The sequence below is a fragment of the Sphingobacterium sp. LZ7M1 genome (genome assembly GCF_024296865.1).
Taxonomy (GTDB): domain Bacteria; phylum Bacteroidota; class Bacteroidia; order Sphingobacteriales; family Sphingobacteriaceae; genus Sphingobacterium.
On the sequence record NZ_CP101134.1, the window covers coordinates 2,012,283 to 2,028,196 of the forward strand.

12 protein-coding genes are annotated in these 15,914 nt (G+C 39.1%); 10 read left to right on the forward strand and 2 right to left on the reverse strand.

Annotation, left to right across the window (positions count from 1 at the left end; all coding sequences use genetic code 11):
• Positions 1 to 207 precede the first annotated feature (207 nt).
• A complete protein-coding gene (locus tag NMK93_RS08550; protein WP_254529965.1) occupies positions 208 to 942 on the reverse strand; it encodes a DUF3575 domain-containing protein in 735 nt (244 codons plus the stop codon).
• A 77-nt stretch (positions 943 to 1,019) separates the two neighbouring features.
• Complete coding sequence (locus tag NMK93_RS08555; RefSeq protein ID WP_185211884.1) at positions 1,020 to 1,808, reverse strand: Cof-type HAD-IIB family hydrolase; 789 nt, start codon at positions 1,806 to 1,808, stop codon at positions 1,020 to 1,022.
• Between the two features lie 291 nt (positions 1,809 to 2,099).
• Here NMK93_RS08555 and NMK93_RS08560 point away from each other — a divergent pair, with 291 nt between their 5' ends.
• From NMK93_RS08560 to NMK93_RS08605, 10 genes are all read left to right on the forward strand, one after another.
• Entirely contained in the window at positions 2,100 to 3,140 is a 1,041-nt protein-coding gene (locus NMK93_RS08560; protein ID WP_254771290.1) for an SAM-dependent methyltransferase, read from the forward strand.
• Positions 3,141 to 3,318: 178 nt separating this feature from the next.
• Complete coding sequence (gene pheT, locus NMK93_RS08565; protein WP_254529969.1) at positions 3,319 to 5,712, forward strand: phenylalanine--tRNA ligase subunit beta; 2,394 nt, start codon at positions 3,319 to 3,321, stop codon at positions 5,710 to 5,712.
• Positions 5,713 to 5,739: 27 nt separating this feature from the next.
• On the forward strand, positions 5,740 to 6,048 hold the full coding sequence (locus NMK93_RS08570; protein WP_093095920.1) for a hypothetical protein: 309 nt from the start codon (positions 5,740 to 5,742) through the stop codon (positions 6,046 to 6,048).
• A 49-nt stretch (positions 6,049 to 6,097) separates the two neighbouring features.
• Positions 6,098 to 6,388, forward strand: coding sequence for a cell division protein ZapA (locus NMK93_RS08575; protein WP_185211888.1), 291 nt, complete (start codon positions 6,098 to 6,100; stop codon positions 6,386 to 6,388).
• A 270-nt stretch (positions 6,389 to 6,658) separates the two neighbouring features.
• The gene (rny, locus tag NMK93_RS08580; protein ID WP_254529971.1) at positions 6,659 to 8,218 is read left to right on the forward strand and encodes a ribonuclease Y; all 1,560 of its coding nucleotides are present in this window, start codon (positions 6,659 to 6,661) and stop codon (positions 8,216 to 8,218) included.
• Positions 8,219 to 8,355: 137 nt separating this feature from the next.
• The gene (locus tag NMK93_RS08585) at positions 8,356 to 9,045 is read left to right on the forward strand and encodes a response regulator transcription factor (RefSeq protein ID WP_254529973.1); all 690 of its coding nucleotides are present in this window, start codon (positions 8,356 to 8,358) and stop codon (positions 9,043 to 9,045) included.
• Positions 9,042 to 10,376, forward strand: a complete 1,335-nt coding sequence (locus tag NMK93_RS08590; protein ID WP_214648476.1) for a HAMP domain-containing sensor histidine kinase — start codon at positions 9,042 to 9,044, stop codon at positions 10,374 to 10,376. The genes NMK93_RS08585 and NMK93_RS08590 overlap by 4 nt, the downstream gene beginning before the upstream one ends.
• Before the next feature lie 49 nt (positions 10,377 to 10,425).
• Positions 10,426 to 11,697: a TolC family protein gene (locus NMK93_RS08595; protein WP_254529975.1), complete on the forward strand. Its 1,272-nt coding sequence runs from the start codon at positions 10,426 to 10,428 to the stop codon at positions 11,695 to 11,697.
• A 2-nt stretch (positions 11,698 to 11,699) separates the two neighbouring features.
• Positions 11,700 to 12,806 (forward strand): efflux RND transporter periplasmic adaptor subunit, encoded by a 1,107-nt coding sequence (locus tag NMK93_RS08600; protein ID WP_254529977.1) that lies wholly within the window; start codon positions 11,700 to 11,702, stop codon positions 12,804 to 12,806.
• A gap of 2 nt (positions 12,807 to 12,808) precedes the next feature.
• Positions 12,809 to 15,913, forward strand: coding sequence for an efflux RND transporter permease subunit (locus NMK93_RS08605; protein ID WP_254529979.1), 3,105 nt, complete (start codon positions 12,809 to 12,811; stop codon positions 15,911 to 15,913).
• The last annotated feature ends 1 nt before the right edge of the window (position 15,914 follow it).

Genomic DNA, 15,914 nt, shown 5'->3' on the forward strand with positions numbered 1-15,914 from the left:
ATTATCAACAAGTCGCTGGAAAGTCCCCAATATAGAAGGGGCGTATTGCATACGCCCGCTCCATGCAAACCAAAAATAATATCAATTCTGATTAAATCTTGACGCAGGAAGAGTCTCGGAAAAACACAATACTCCATCATTTCCATAAATATTTCTATTCTTTTTTATGGATAAATAAGGTCTTGTGTCTTATGTCTGTTGTCTATATTAAAATCTATATCCGATAGAGATACCAGCGCGGATACCTCCCCAGGGGCTTTTTGCTTTTAGGGAAGCGCCTTGAGCATCTACTGTGGTTTCAATATCTACAACATCATTCTGTAAGTTTTCAAGCTCTTCTCTTAGGTATTGCTGCTCTTGAGGAGAAAGGTCCATTTTTCCTGATATAGTTCCGCTAGCGCCGCCATAATGTGGTCCAAGGATTCGAAGATCCATGAATACTGATTTTGCAAGTTTAAATTGAGACCCAATAACGAAACCGAAGCCCCAAGTTCCGATTCCACCTTTAAGAGGAACTGTTTCTGTGGTTCCTTGGTCAGTTTCATAAGGATAATTGGTTGTGATGTTGTACTTTCCATATTTGAAGAAAGGACCTACGTAAAATCCTCTTCCACCATCTCCATTTTTGCTTGTATAGAATCTGAATTCGGGAGAGAAAGTAAAATGGTCTAAAGTAGCATCATTGGTAAAGTTTTCATCTTCGATCAATTCTTCAATAGTTTTTTTGAAGTGGAGGGATGATTTACCTCTAAATCCAATACTAGCATTAACACTCATTTTGGGAGCTACCATGCGTTCGTATTCGAAAGCAAAAGTTTTACCAACCAAGGGTAAAAGATTGAACTTTACGGTATTCTGTTGTGCTAAAGTCAAGGATGGGAGTAAGCATAGGGCGAAGGTTATGGACAGAAGCGCGAGTCCAAGGGAATTTTTATTTTTCATTGTGAGTTAACATTTGGTTTTGATAGTCCAAATATATTTAACTACAATGAAAGCCACAATACCTAAAAGTTGGTATTTTATAAAACTGAAAAATATTTTAGCGCATTCCAGATTCCATCATTATCTACATCATCTGTGACGTAGTTGGCGATTTCCTTTACCTCTGGGTTAGCATTCCCCATTGCGACACCTAGCTGAACGTGTTTAAGCATGCTGATGTCGTTTCCACCATCACCGAAAGCCATTGTGTTTTCCAATGGAATACCAAAATGCTTGCAGAATATGTCAATCCCCACCTTTTTACTTAAGCCTTTTGGGTTTACATCGGCAAATAGCGGAGTCCATCTCGAAGCAAGAGAATTCGGCATTACGGTTTCCATAAACTGCTTTTCTTCCTCAGGCCCTAAGAAGATATTGGTCTGTAAAATACTATGGATATCAACCTTTTCCATGTCGACCAATTTTGGAACCGGTAGGTTGAGGTGGGCATACATGCCGGCAATTTCAGGAGTTACATCATGAATGGTAATCTCTTGTTCAGACATAAAGGAGAAACTAAGGGGTTTTTCCTTTGCATACTCAATCACGGACTGTATATCCTGACTGGCAATGGTCTGCTTGAATAGCACTTCAAAATCATGGGTAAGGCAATAACCGCCATTAAAGGTGATATATCCATCGAAATCCAAAAATTTGATATGATCAATACTGTTTATGGATCTCCCTGTTGAAAGAATGGTTTTGATGCCATGAGTCTGAAGTAATCTGATTGCTTCAACGGTTGATTCAGGTACTTTGTGGGTCTTGAAACTCAATAAGGTTCCATCAATATCAAAAAATACGGCTTTAATTTTAGGATTTAGCATGCCCAAAGGTACGTAAATTGGGCCAATTAGCCTAGGAAATGGAGGTTGATTTAGCTGCTTGGGCAACCATTAAACATTGATTTGACCATCCTAGCTGAATTTGTTTGTAGGCAATGATTATCTTTGTACTGAAATAATAATGGTATGACTATATTCATGGATTTTTTAGGTGAGCTGGAAGGGATGCTTTTAAGAAAAGAACTGCAAAAAATTTCTTTAGGAAATTACCGAGGTGAAGAGGCTAATTTAAAAAATATCTATATAAAGCCTGTGTTAATAAAACAGGACTTAATGCTTTCATTTGTTTATCGTTATCAAACGAAAGATATCACTAAGAATTATTCCATTGAAGATTCGATAAAAGAGCTGGAAAAGCTGGTGGACTTTAGAGGATTCAGACAGGTGAATGTTCAGAACCTCAGTGAAAATCTGGTTTTTCAGATGAACAAAAAAGGAGAATGGCGCCTGCAAAAAGAAAAGGTTGAGCAGAGAAAGGAGCAGTCCTTGTCTCATGATAAAATCAAGGACCGAAAAATTGCGGATTCCAGTAAGGTCTATCTGCATCAGTTAAACCTTACTGATGGGGAAGGAAAAGTGTTCAAGAATGCCCAGGATAAATGGAAGCAAATCAATCATTATATCGAATTATTGAGTTCGTCCTTAGCAGGTCTTCCTTCTAAGGAAATGCTGAAAGTAGTGGATATGGGCGCAGGAAAAGGTTATCTGACCTTTGCACTTTATGATTACCTAAGAAATAGCCTGGGGAAACAGGTGGAAGTAGTGGGGATAGAATACAGGAAGGATTTGGTTGATTTCTGCAATCAGGTTGCTCAAGATTCAGGATTTGATGCCCTGCGTTTTGAGGAGGGAAGCATTGAAGATTATCAAACAGTTGAAGGAATAGATGTACTGATTGCCTTGCATGCCTGTGATACAGCTACGGATGATGCCATATTCAAAGGCATCCAAAATGATGCTGAACTTATTGTGGTGGCTCCTTGTTGCCATAAGCAGGTCAGGAGGGAATTGGAAGCGGTGAAAGCTAAGAATGACCTGGATTTTATGACCCAATATGGTATTTTTTTAGAAAGGCATGCAGAGATGCTAACGGATAGCATACGTGCCTTGATCTTGGAGTATTATGGTTATGAAATGCGAGTCATGCAGTTTATTTCGGATCAGCATACACCAAAAAATGTCATGTTGGTCGGCTCTAAGCGAAAGATAGAGCCTAAGAAGCAGGTTGAAATCTTAGAAAAGATCAAAAGTCTGAAAGCTTATTTTGGAATCAATTACCAGCACTTGGAACGTTTGTGTGGCCTTGATATATAAGTTTTTACATTAGTTTAGTTAATATATTTATTTAGATAATAGACAGGCTTTTTATTTATCGTTTATGTATCAACAAACCAGTTGTTCATTTGGAATAAGGTAATTCCGGATAATAGTCCAAAAAACCTGTGCATTTAGGTCACAAAGTTCTATCTTTGTGTCTTGAAAAATTGTAGCGATGAGAATTTCTTATAATTGGTTAAAGAATTTTATTGATATAGATAAAACCCCACAGGAGCTTTCCTTAATCTTGACAGATATTGGTTTAGAAGTAGAGTCCTTGGAGGTTGAACAGAGTATTCCTGGAGGATTGGAAGGGTTGGTTGTTGGAGAAGTGATTACTTGTGAGCAACATCCAAACGCTGATAAACTAAAAGTAACAACAGTAAACGTAGGTAAACCTGAGTTATTGAATATCGTGTGCGGTGCGCCAAACGTACGCACTGGTTTAAAAGTTATAGTAGCACAGGTTGGCACAACCTGTCACCCTACATCAGGAGATCCTTTTAAAATTACCAAGTCCAAAATCCGTGGCGAAGCATCCGAAGGGATGCTTTGTGGTGAGGATGAAATTGGTTTGGGTACTTCACATGCAGGTATCGTAGAGCTAGATTCTGACGCCGAAATTGGCAGTTTGGTGAAATCATACTTCAATATGGAGGATGATTATTGCTATGAAATCGGGTTGACACCAAACCGTGCAGATGCGGCATCCCATTTAGGTGTGGCAAGAGATTTAGCGGCTTATTTCAGGTCGAATGTAAAAGCTCTGGATTTAGGTTCGTTTCAAGAGGTGTCAACAAGTGGAACTGCGGTAAAAGTAGATGATGTAGAAGATGCCCCTCGATATTCTGGGATAAATATCAAGAATATCAAAGTTGGAGAGTCTCCGGAATGGTTAAGAAATAAATTAAGTGCAATTGGTGTTCGCTCGATCAACAATATCGTCGATGTAACCAATTATATCCTTCATGATTTAGGACAACCTTTACATGCATTTGACCAGGACAAGATTTCTGGAAATCAGGTAATTGTTAGGAAAGCGAAAGAAGGTGAATTGTTCAAGACTTTGGATGGCATAGAGCGTAAGTTGTCATCAGAGGATTTAGTGATTGCAGATGCTGAGAAACCGATGTGTATTGCTGGGGTTTTCGGTGGTGAATATTCTGGAGTTACGGAAGGAACGACTTCGATTTTCCTAGAGTCGGCATACTTTAACCCGGTAACGGTTAGGAAAACATCGAAAAGACACGCGTTGAAAACAGATTCATCATTCCGTTTTGAGCGTGGAACCAATCCGGATATTACTGTAGAGGCTTTGAAAAAAGCGGCTATCCTGATTGCTGAAGTTGCCGGTGGGGAAGTGTCATCCAATATTGTTGACCTGTACCCAAATCCTATAAAACCATTTGAGTTTCCAGTAAGCTATCAAAATATTCAACGTGTCATCGGAAAAGACATTCCCGCGGAAACGATTAGAGAGATTATCGTGAGTTTAGGCATTGAGCTTGAAAATGAGACTGCTGAGGGGTTTGATGTCAAGGTACCTGCTTATAAAGTAGATGTCATCCGTGAGATTGATGTGGTTGAAGAAGTATTGCGCATCTATGGATACAACAATATTGAACTAAAGACGCAGATCAAAGCTTCCTTAAATACCTCGGAGAAACCAGATAAGGAAGTTGTGTTGAACCAGATTGCAGATCTATTGATCGCTAATGGGTATAGGGAGATCTTGGCGAATTCATTGACCAAAGATGATTACCTGGAAAATGAGGAGACTGCTGTGAAGCTGTTAAATCCATTGAGTAGCGATTTGGACGTGATGCGTCAGAACCTGTTGTTTTCTGCTTTGATTGCCATTGGATACAATCAAAAACGCAAGAATGCAGACCTAAAGATCTTTGAATACGGAAGGTCGTATAATTTAGTTGAAGGTAATTACGTAGAAAAGCAATTGTTCTCTATCGCTATTTCAGGAAAGAAAGAAGCGGAGCAATGGAATAATAATGCCAAAGGCGTAAGTTTCTATGATATCAAAGCAGTTGTAGACGATATCGTCAAAAGACTGAAAGTAGAAGGTATCCGCGTTGAGGATTATGTTGGGACGTACTTTGATTATGGATTGAGCTATAGAAAAGGAGAGAAGGTCTTGGTTTCCTTTGGGGCGGTTTCAAAAGCTAACCTGAAGAAAACAGATGTTGATGGACCGGTATTCTTTGCGCAATTTGATTGGGACTTGATGATTAAAGTGATCAAGAAAAATAAAATCACGTACAAGGAAGTTTCAAAATTCCCATCCGTAAGACGCGATTTAGCGTTGTTGCTGGATGATCAGGTGACCTTTGAGCAATTGCGTTTAATTGCCACAAAGACAGAGAGAAAGTTATTGAAGGATGTTCAGATATTTGATGTCTATAAGGGTGATAAATTGCCGGAGGGTAAGAAGTCATATGCCTTGAGTTTTACGCTTCAGGACGAAGAAAAAACACTTACAGACAAACAAATTGATGCAATTATTCAAAAATTAATTATTAACTTTGAGAAAGAAGTAGGCGCATCAGTGCGCTAAAAATTTATACATTAATTGCGAAATACTATGGCGTCATTATCTTCCCAAATGAATATTATCGTTGAGAAAACGAAAAATCTTATTCAATTGTGTGAAGCCTTGCAAGAGGAGAATGACTTGTTAAAGTTAGAAGTTCAATCATTGCAAGTTGCATTTGATACGAGTTCGGATAAAGTTAAGCAGCTGGAAGACAAGGTGAAAGCCTTGGCGGTTGCTAAAACATTAGACAATTCGGAGATCGATAAAGACGCTATAAATGAAAAAGTACTTGACACAAAACGAAAAATTAACGATTTTGTGCGAGAAATAGACAAATGTATAAGTCTATTGAAGTAGGAAAAGGGAGTAGGAGAATAGACTTATTACGTTATTAAGCTCAAAGAAAATGGGAGAGATTTCCATAAAAATAAATATAGCAGACCGAGTATATCCTTTACGTGTTGAGACGGAGGAGGAAGAGGTGATTCGATATGCCGCGAAGCTAATAAACGAGAAAATTAAAGAACTGCAGGATAACTATGCGGTTCGTGATAAGCAAGACTTGTTGTCGATGTGTGTATTGCAATATGCCACGGGGATGATCAAGGCTGAGCGGAATAGTCAGAACCAGGATTCTGGTCTGGAGCATTCCATTCATGAACTGGACAATATTCTGACAGATTTCTTCAAAAAATAAAACGTTTACGTTCTTAGAATTTAGAGCTTGTAACGACGAATTTGCCGCAATTAAATTCGGGTTGTCACTATTTTAAACTTAACGCTTCAATATCACGAGCAATTTTAAAGATGTAGGCCATTTTGCGAAAGCCATCTAGGTCATGATCATACGCTCAAATCATGTGTAATCGAAGTTTAATAATACATGGTACCTGATTTATTTAATTGCGGTTTTTTTTTGGAAATTAAATGCTATTACATTAACATATTAAATTATAAATAATAACAAATGGAGTTATCAACTACTATATCAATAATAATTTCACTGGTTGTCGGTGTTTTTATTGGACGATATCTTTTGCAGATGTTGTTCAAGAAGCAGGAGCAATCAGCGAATGATAAGGCTGCCCAAATAGTAAGGGATGCAGAGCAACAAGCGGATCATATAAAAAAGCAGCGTCAGCTAGAAGCAAAAGAGAAGTTTTTGCAATTGAAGGCTGAGCATGAAAAAGAAGTCAACCAAAAGAATAATACCATCTCCCAAAAAGAGAATACCATTCGTCAGAAAGAACAGTCATTAAATCAAAAATTGGAGAATCTAAATCGTGAAAAACAGGATTTGGATAACAAAACCAAGAAATTGGATCAAATGATTGAGTTCAATGACAAGAAAAAGGAAGAGGTAGAGCAGCTAAAAGGCCAACATATCAAGCAATTGGAGAGTATGGCTGGACTGTCTGCTGAGGAAGCTAAAGAACAGTTAGTGAATTCATTGCGTGAAGAAGCTCGTTCTCAAGCGATCATGCAGATCAAGGACATCGTTGATGAAGCGAAATTAACAGCTTCGAAAGAGGCCAAGAAAGTAGTTATCCAAACTATACAACGTACAGCTACTGAATCTGCCATTGAAAATACGGTATCTATCTTTAACATTGAAAATGATGAGATCAAAGGTCGTATCATTGGACGTGAAGGTCGTAATATTAGAGCACTTGAGGCTGCAACGGGTGTAGAGATTATCGTAGATGATACCCCAGAAGCGATTATCCTTTCTGGCTTTGATCCTGTACGTCGTGAAATTGCCCGTTTATCATTACATAGATTGGTTACGGATGGTCGTATCCACCCAGCACGTATCGAGGAGGTTGTTGCAAAGACCCGTACGCAGATTGAAGATGAAATCGTTGAAATCGGTGAACGTACCGTCATTGATTTAGGTATTCATGGTCTACACCCTGAACTGATCAGGATGGTGGGAAGAATGAGATATCGTTCTTCATATGGTCAAAACCTATTACAGCACTCACGTGAGGTTGCGAATTTTGCGGCTACGATGGCGGCGGAATTGGGACTTAATGTGAAACATGCGAAGCGAGCTGGATTGCTGCACGATATTGGGAAGGTGCCCGATGATAACCCAGAATTGCCTCACGCGATCTTGGGGATGCAATTGGCCGAGAAATATAAGGAACATCCAGATGTATGCAATGCGATTGGTGCTCACCACGACGAGATCGAGATGACTTCGATGATATCTCCGATCGTTCAGGCATGTGATGCAATTTCAGGTGCCCGTCCAGGAGCTAGACGTGAGGTCGTAGAAAGCTACATCAAACGTTTGAAGGAACTAGAAGACCTAGCTTTGTCATATCCAGGTGTGGAGAAAACATTTGCTATCCAAGCAGGACGTGAACTGCGTGTTGTGGTTGAAAGCGAGAAAGTATCTGATGCGCAAGCTGAGATCTTGGCAGCAGATATTTCAAACCGTATCCAGACAGAGATGACTTATCCAGGTCAGATCAAAGTAACAGTCATTAGAGAGACCAGATCGGTTTCTTATGCAAAATAACATTCAATTAGAATTTATAGGAAAGCCCGTCATTTGATGGGCTTTTTCTTTTTCCCTTGTATTAGAATTTGATTAGAATTCCATAAAATAGCATTAAGGTATGGGCTAAATGGCTAAATTTGAAATAATTAAAAGAAATGCAAGTATTAGTTGTAGAAGATGATCATCGGATAAGTTCCTTCTTAATTAAAGGTTTAGAGGAAAATGGTTTTTTGGTTACCCTTTGTAAAACCGCGGAGGATGCCTTGTTGGAGGAGAACCTTAAAATTGATTGGGATGTCATTGTTTTGGACATTATGTTGCCTGGAATCGATGGGGTGCAGTTATTGCAGACCTTACGCTATAAACAGGTCTATGCTCCTGTATTAATGCTGAGTGCCTTGAACAGTATTCAAGACAAGGTGACTTCCTTGGATTATGGTGCCGATGATTATTTGACCAAGCCTTTCCATTTTGAGGAACTGCTGTCGCGGATCAATGCCCTGAGCAGGAGAAAGCAATACCATAATCAGGAAAAGCCGAAGAGTCCGATTTTGGAATTTGATGAGCTGCAGATCGACACGGATCAATATAAAGTCTTTTTAAAGGGGGAACTGGTGGACCTCTCGCCAAGGGAATTCAAATTGCTGATGTACCTGATAGAAAACCGAAATAAGACGGTTAGCCGAATGCAAATATTAAATGCAGTTTGGGGCATCACATTTAACAATCACAGCAATGTAGTGGATGTATATATATCCTATTTGAGAAATAAAGTTGAAAGCCAAGATCAGAAGTTTATCCAAACCGTAAAAGGAATTGGATATATGTTTAAGTATGATTCATGAAGTTAAAGCATAGGTTAGCCTTATATTCGATCTGTATCTTTAGCGTTGTTACGCTATTGATATCAGTTGTTATTTATTTTGCCTATTACGTGCAGATGGAAAAATCTGAGCAACATGCTTTGGAAAGTAAATCATTATTGGCAGCCATCTATTATCTGGAACGCGATGAGTTGAGCAGTCTGGACCATGAAAATATCCAAAAGCAATTGCAGAAGACTATTTCCAGAAGAGATATTGTTGTATTTGATAGTCTTGATAAAAGGAAGGCTGGAGACATGTCCGTAATTTCTGATATTTCAAAGGATTTTATAGGGCAGGTTCGGTCGGATAAAAATTCATTCTTTAACACTGATCATTTCTTTTATAACGGTATTTTCTATAATGATAACGAAGGGGATTTTGTCATAGTCACCCGAGAATCCAAAGAGGGCTTCAATAATCAGATGCAGTCATTATTTCATATCTTGATTATTGCATTTTTTGTTGGACTGAGTATAATTTACTTCTTTTCAAGGTTCCTGGGCTATATTGCTTACCAGCCAATAGTCGATGTAATCAAACAGATCAAGGACCGAGATAGCAAGAACTTTGAAAAACCTATCCAATTGGAGAGATCCTATTCAGAAATCCAGGATTTGGTGAACACCTATAACCTGTTTGTAGATCGCATCTCTCAAACCTTCAATGTTCAGAAAAATTTCATTGATTATGTTTCCCATGAACTCAGGACTCCGATTACTGCCCTTTTAGGTACCTTGGAGGTGACCAACCAAAGGGAGCGGAGCAAAGCGGAGTATGAAGATGTAATCCAACAACTAAAGCAATATACCACTGATCTGGAAGAGACCTTGGAAAACATGATGTTGCTGTCTGGAGCAAAAACAAGCTTTGAGTTCTCAAGATTAAGAATTGATGAGATTATTTGGCAGGTCATTGAAAATGCGGTTCTCTATTACCAAGCTGATATTGAGGTGAAAATTGAAGTAGAGGATGCTAACTTAATGGAATGGGAGGGTAATGAGAAGCTCTTGGCTTTAGCCTTCAATAATATCATTGAGAATGCAATAAAGTATTCAAACAATAAGAAAGTAACTGTGATCCTTCATGAGGACCTAGGCAGGTTGGAGGTGTTAGTGGTAGACCAGGGGATTGGCATATCTCAGGAGGACCTCAAAAAAGTAAAGGAAAACTTTTACCGAGGGGAAAACACAGATAAATTTTCAGGTAAGGGAATTGGTCTCTCTATGGCCAACATTATCTTTGTATTGCACAAAGTTGAAATGAAACTACAAAGTGAAGGGATGGGCACACAGGTCTCTCTCAAATTCTAATCAAATTCTAATCTAATTTAAAACTCACCTTAATCTGCAAATTATAGGTTTGCAGAAAATATTAATGGTGAAGAAATTCTATCTAATTTTCGTATTAAGCTGCCTTGCTGTTATTCTGCAAGCCCAGACCTATTCCCTAGAGGATTTAGAATCCCAGTTTCTGAAAAACAATTTGCAGTTAATCGCGAATAAGTTTCATATAGAAAAGTCTGAAGCATTGATCGTTCAGGAGAAGCTGTGGGCCAACCCAAATCTTACCGTTGACAACCTGAACCTTTGGGCTAACCGATCTTTTGAAACCATGCCCAACCTCATCGGCAATTTCGGAAGTAAACAGCAGCTCAATATGGAATTAGAACAGCTGATCGAGACAGCTGGGAAGAGAAAGAAACGAGTAGCCATTAAAACATTGGAGAAGACTTCTGCCCAGCTGGAGTTTGAGGAAATCCTCAGGCAATTAAAGCTAGAATTAAGAACCAACTTTTATAGCCTACAAAGAATTCAATTGGAAGAAAATCAATTGCAATCCATATTGGAATTGTTCTCCAAATTGAATGAGCAATATAAGATGCAAGCTGAAAAACAGCATGTTTCCCAGGTAAGTTTTTTAAGGGTCCATACCGAGCTAATCGGTATCCAGAAGGAGCTTTTGGATTTAAAGAGCCAAAAAAATGAGATCCTCCAGCAATTAAGAACCCTTACTCAATTACCAGATCTGAAAGCAGATCAATTATCCTTTGATGGATTTCATGTTGGCGAGAAGACTTTATTACCGGCCGAGCTAAAAGAACTAGCTAATTCCCAAAATATTTATTTGCGTTCGATGGCCAATGATATTCAGCTTTCTGAAGGTCAGTTGAGATTGGAGAAGGCACAGAAAACCCCAAACTTAAACCTATTGATGAATTATGAGCGCGGAGGTAATGTGATGAGTAATTTCATTGGTATTGGGGTGAACATTGAATTGCCCATCTTCAACAGAAATAAGGGAAATATCCAAGCTGCAAAAATCCAGGTTGAACAAGGTCAAGCCCAGTTTCAAGCTAGGCAATTAGAAATAGGAAATGAGATCGATAAGCTATTGAATAAACTTGCTTTATTCCGGGAGAACCTGACAAACTGGAAGGATACTAATACTGCAGCACAACAAAGAGTTTTAGAGAATTATATCAAATATCTTCAGGAACAACAGGTTACCCTCATCGAATTCATTGATTTTTCCCAAGCTTTTCGTGAAGCTCAGCAAGCCTATTTGGAATTACAGGAAAGTTATTTAATCACATTTGAACAACTACAGTATGTAGTTGGCCAGGAACTATAATAATGAAAAATATTAAAAGTTTACCCTTAGGTTTAATTACCCTGATTGCATGTTGCACTGGCTGTGGAAGCAGCCAGCAGCAACAAATTGACGTACAGGATAGCACAAAAGGGTTTTGTATCAGCGATCAATTAAAAAAGACTACAGAAATTATTACGGTCAAGGAAAGCCCCATTGTAGAGCAATTGACCTTATCCGGAAAGATTGAATATAATGAGAATGATCTGGTTACCTTTCGTAGTTTATTGCTTGGCGTAGTCGATCGTGTTGATTTTGAGCTTGGTGACCAAGTTAAAAAGGGTCAGGTCCTGGCAACCATCAAATCAACGGAAATCCAAAGTCTGTTTCAACAGAAGAATGCACAGCAAAACCAGATCAATCTACTAGCGAAACTTTTGGTAACCAAGAAAGACCTGTTGAAAGACGGGATGATTTCAGAGCCTGAAATGCTGCAAGTGGAGCATGAACTGGAAAGTGCCAAGATTGAATTGAAACGCATCAATCAATCTTTGCAGCTTTATCATGCCGTAGGCGAGGGGACTTTCCAGATTTTAGCACCAAAAAATGGTTATATCATCCAAAAAGATATCAGCCAAGGGCAAATCATTACCCAGGAAAGCAATCCCTTGTTTTCTATTTCGAATCTGAAGGAAGTTTGGGTGATGTTGAACGTCTATGCAAGTAACCTTAGGTTTATCAAAACTGGAGACCAGGTTAAGGTGAGGACAATTGCATATCCAGATCAGGTCTATACCGGGAAAATAGATAAAATATACAATGTATTTGATGCCAATGAGCATGTAATGAAGGCACGGGTGGTATTGGAGAACCAAAACCTTAACCTGATGCCCGGCTTGAGTGCCGATATCATAATCGATAAAATAAAATCAGAAGAAACAGCATTAGCCATTCCAAATAAGTCTCTTGTATTCAGTAATAATGAAAATTTCATGGTTGTTTACAAGGGAGATTGCCAATTGGAAGCAAAGAAGCTTGATATTATTTCGAGCAATGAAGAAGTGACCTATGTAAGCAATAAATTAGAAGCGAACGAAAAGGTTATTGGTAGCAATGCACTATTGATTTTTGAACAGATTAAGGGCTTGTAAGGATGAAGAAGTTTGTTCAAAATATAGTAACCTTTTCATTAAGGAATACCACTTTTATTTTATTTGCCACGTTTGCCCTTTTGTTTGCGGGTATTTATGCGCTCAAACATACAGCGATTGAGGCCTTTCCTGATGTTACCAATACGCGGGCGAGGATTATCATCCAATGGCCAGGTCGAAGTGCAGAGGAGGTGGAGAAGCTGGTCACTTTGCCGATTTCCAAGGAGATGAACAGTATTCCTAAGAAATCAAATATCCGTTCGATTTCTTTATTTGGTCTGTCTGTGGTAACTGTACAGTTTGAGGATGGGGTAGATGACTTTTATGCGCAGCAGTATGTTTCTAATAAATTAGCGGGAATAGACCTTCCAGAAGGAACGGAAGTAGAGGTAGAGCCACCTTCAGGTGCTACAGGAGAAATCTTTAGATACATCATTAAAAGCGATCTGCCGATCAAGGAAATATCAGCGATCCAAGATTGGGTAATTGAAAGGGAGCTTCTTGGCGTACCTGGAGTGGCCAATGTGATCAGTTTTGGAGGCGAGGAAAAAATCTATGAGATCAAGATCAATCCGACCGAACTAAAGAATTTCAGTCTGACACCGCTCGATGTTTATGAAGCTGTATCAAAATCCAATATCAATGTGGGCGGGGATGTAATCCAACAAGGAGATCAAGCCTATGTGGTGCGTGGTGTCGGGTTATTGGACAAGATTGAAGATATAGGAAATATTACGGTCAAATTAAATGGCTCTACGCCAGTTTTGATTAAAAATGTTGCAGAGGTTGTAGTTTCCAATAAACCACGGTTGGGTCGCGTGGGATACAATGAGCAGGAAGATGTTGTGGAAGGGATTGTGGTCATGTTGAGAGGGGAGAACCCATCCGAGGTTATTGGATTGCTTAAAGAGAAGATCGAAGAATTAAATACAAGGACATTACCGGACAATGTCAAGATCGAAACAGCGGTTGACCGGACGAAATTGGTGGACAGCACGGTCAAGACCGTATCAAAAAACATTGTTGAAGGTGTTTTACTGGTATCCCTGATTGTATTTATCTTCCTATATAATTGGAAATCCACCTTTATTGTAGCTTCTGTTATTCCGCTTTCATTCTTATTTGCCATAATAATGCTGAAGATCCAAGGGTTACCAGCGAATCTGATTTCAATGGGCTCTTTGGATTTCGGTTTACTCTTGGAGGGAACCCTGGTTATTGTGGAAACGGTATTTGTCGCTTTAGCGACGCTATCCCATAAGGTAGGTCCGGAACGGTTTGCAAAGATGTCCAAGATGGGAGTAATCAAGAAAAGTGCAGGTAGTGTAGCTTCCTATATTTTCTTCGCATTGATGATTCTGATCGTTGCGTTATTACCTATTTTCTCTTTCCAGAAGGTTGAAGGGAAGATGTTTACCCCATTGGCTTTTACTTTAGGATATGCATTGTTAGGTTCCTTGATATTAAGTTTAACCTATGTTCCTGCTATGTGCAAGTTGCTTTTTACCAAAGGCATGGAAGAGAAAGAAAACTTTGTGACCAGATTCTTTCATAGATCTATCTATGGAATTTATAGTTATGCCCTGAAATTCAAAAAAATAACCCTTGTTGTTTTTATTGGCATTCTAGCATTATGTTCGATAAAGTTTATGAATTATGGTTCTGAATTCCTTCCTCAATTAAATGAAGGGGCCATTTATATCCGAGCGACTTTGCCCAATAGCATTAATCTGGATGAATCTAGCCGGCTGACCAAAGAAATGAAGCAATTGATGGTGGAGACCTGTCCGGAGATTGATTTTATCTTAACCCAAACCGGTAGACCCAATGATGGGACTGATCCCACAGGCTTCTTTAATATTGAGTTCAACGTCCAATTGACTGAACAAAATACTTGGAAACGAGGATTGGATAAGGAGGAGATCATCGAGGAACTGAGGGAGAAATTGAATCAATACCCAGGGATTAATTTTGGATTTAGCCAACCCATTCAAGATAACGTAGAGGAATATGTGGCCGGAGTTAAGAGTTCTTTGGTTATTAAGATCTTTGGTGATGACCTGTACAAGTTAGAAGACTATGCAAATCAGGTATCAGATGCGATCGGCAAGGTTCGAGGGATTACAGATATCAACGTTTATAAGAATATAGGTTTGCCAGAATTAAGAATTCAGCTTCATGATTCTAAAATGGCGAAGTATGGCATCTTTACCAAGGATGTACAAGCCGTTATCGCGATGACCATTGGTGGACAGGCGGCAACCAAATTTTATGAAAAAGATCGACAGTTTGATGTGGTCCTCCGATTCAATAAAGAATATAGGGATACACCTGAAAAAATAGGGAATATCCTCATACCGACAAGTACCGGAGAGAATATCCCGTTGCAAGAGATAGCAAGCATTGGGTATGTGACTGGACCTGCCTTTATCTATCGTGAGGGCAATAGCAGATACATTGGTATTGGCTTTAGTATATCGGGAAGGGATCTAGGAAGTACGATTGAGGAGGCAAAAGAGGTAGTAGCCAAATCCATAAAACTTCCTAAAGAAAATTATATGGAATGGGCTGGTGAATTTGAAAGCAAGGAACGGGCAACCAAACAATTAATGACGGTTATTCCTATTTCCCTGGTTCTGATCCTCATATTGCTTTACAGTAATTTTGGAAATATGAAAGATACAGCCATTGCTGCTATTACCATTCCATTTGCCTTTATTGGCGGCTTCCTGTCTTTATGGATCACAGGTACCATCTTTGGGATTTCCGCTGGTATCGGATTGATTATCCTCTTCGGTGTAAATACCATCAATGGAATCATCCTGATCGCTGTGATGAAGGAGTACCTGAAAAAGAAACCGCTGAAAGAAGCCATCGACCAAGGTGTGAAAAGTAGGATCAGATCTATTGTGATGATTGCCCTGATGGGTTCGATGGGATTGCTACCTGCTGCGCTCTCCAGTGGGATGGGGTCTGAAATACAGAAGCCCTTAGCCATTATGATTGTTGGTGGCCTATTGATCTGTTTGATACTTTCCTTTGCAGTGTTGCCGGTAGTATTCTATTATGCATATAGAAAGGACAAAATGTTAGCAAAGAATAGTTAAC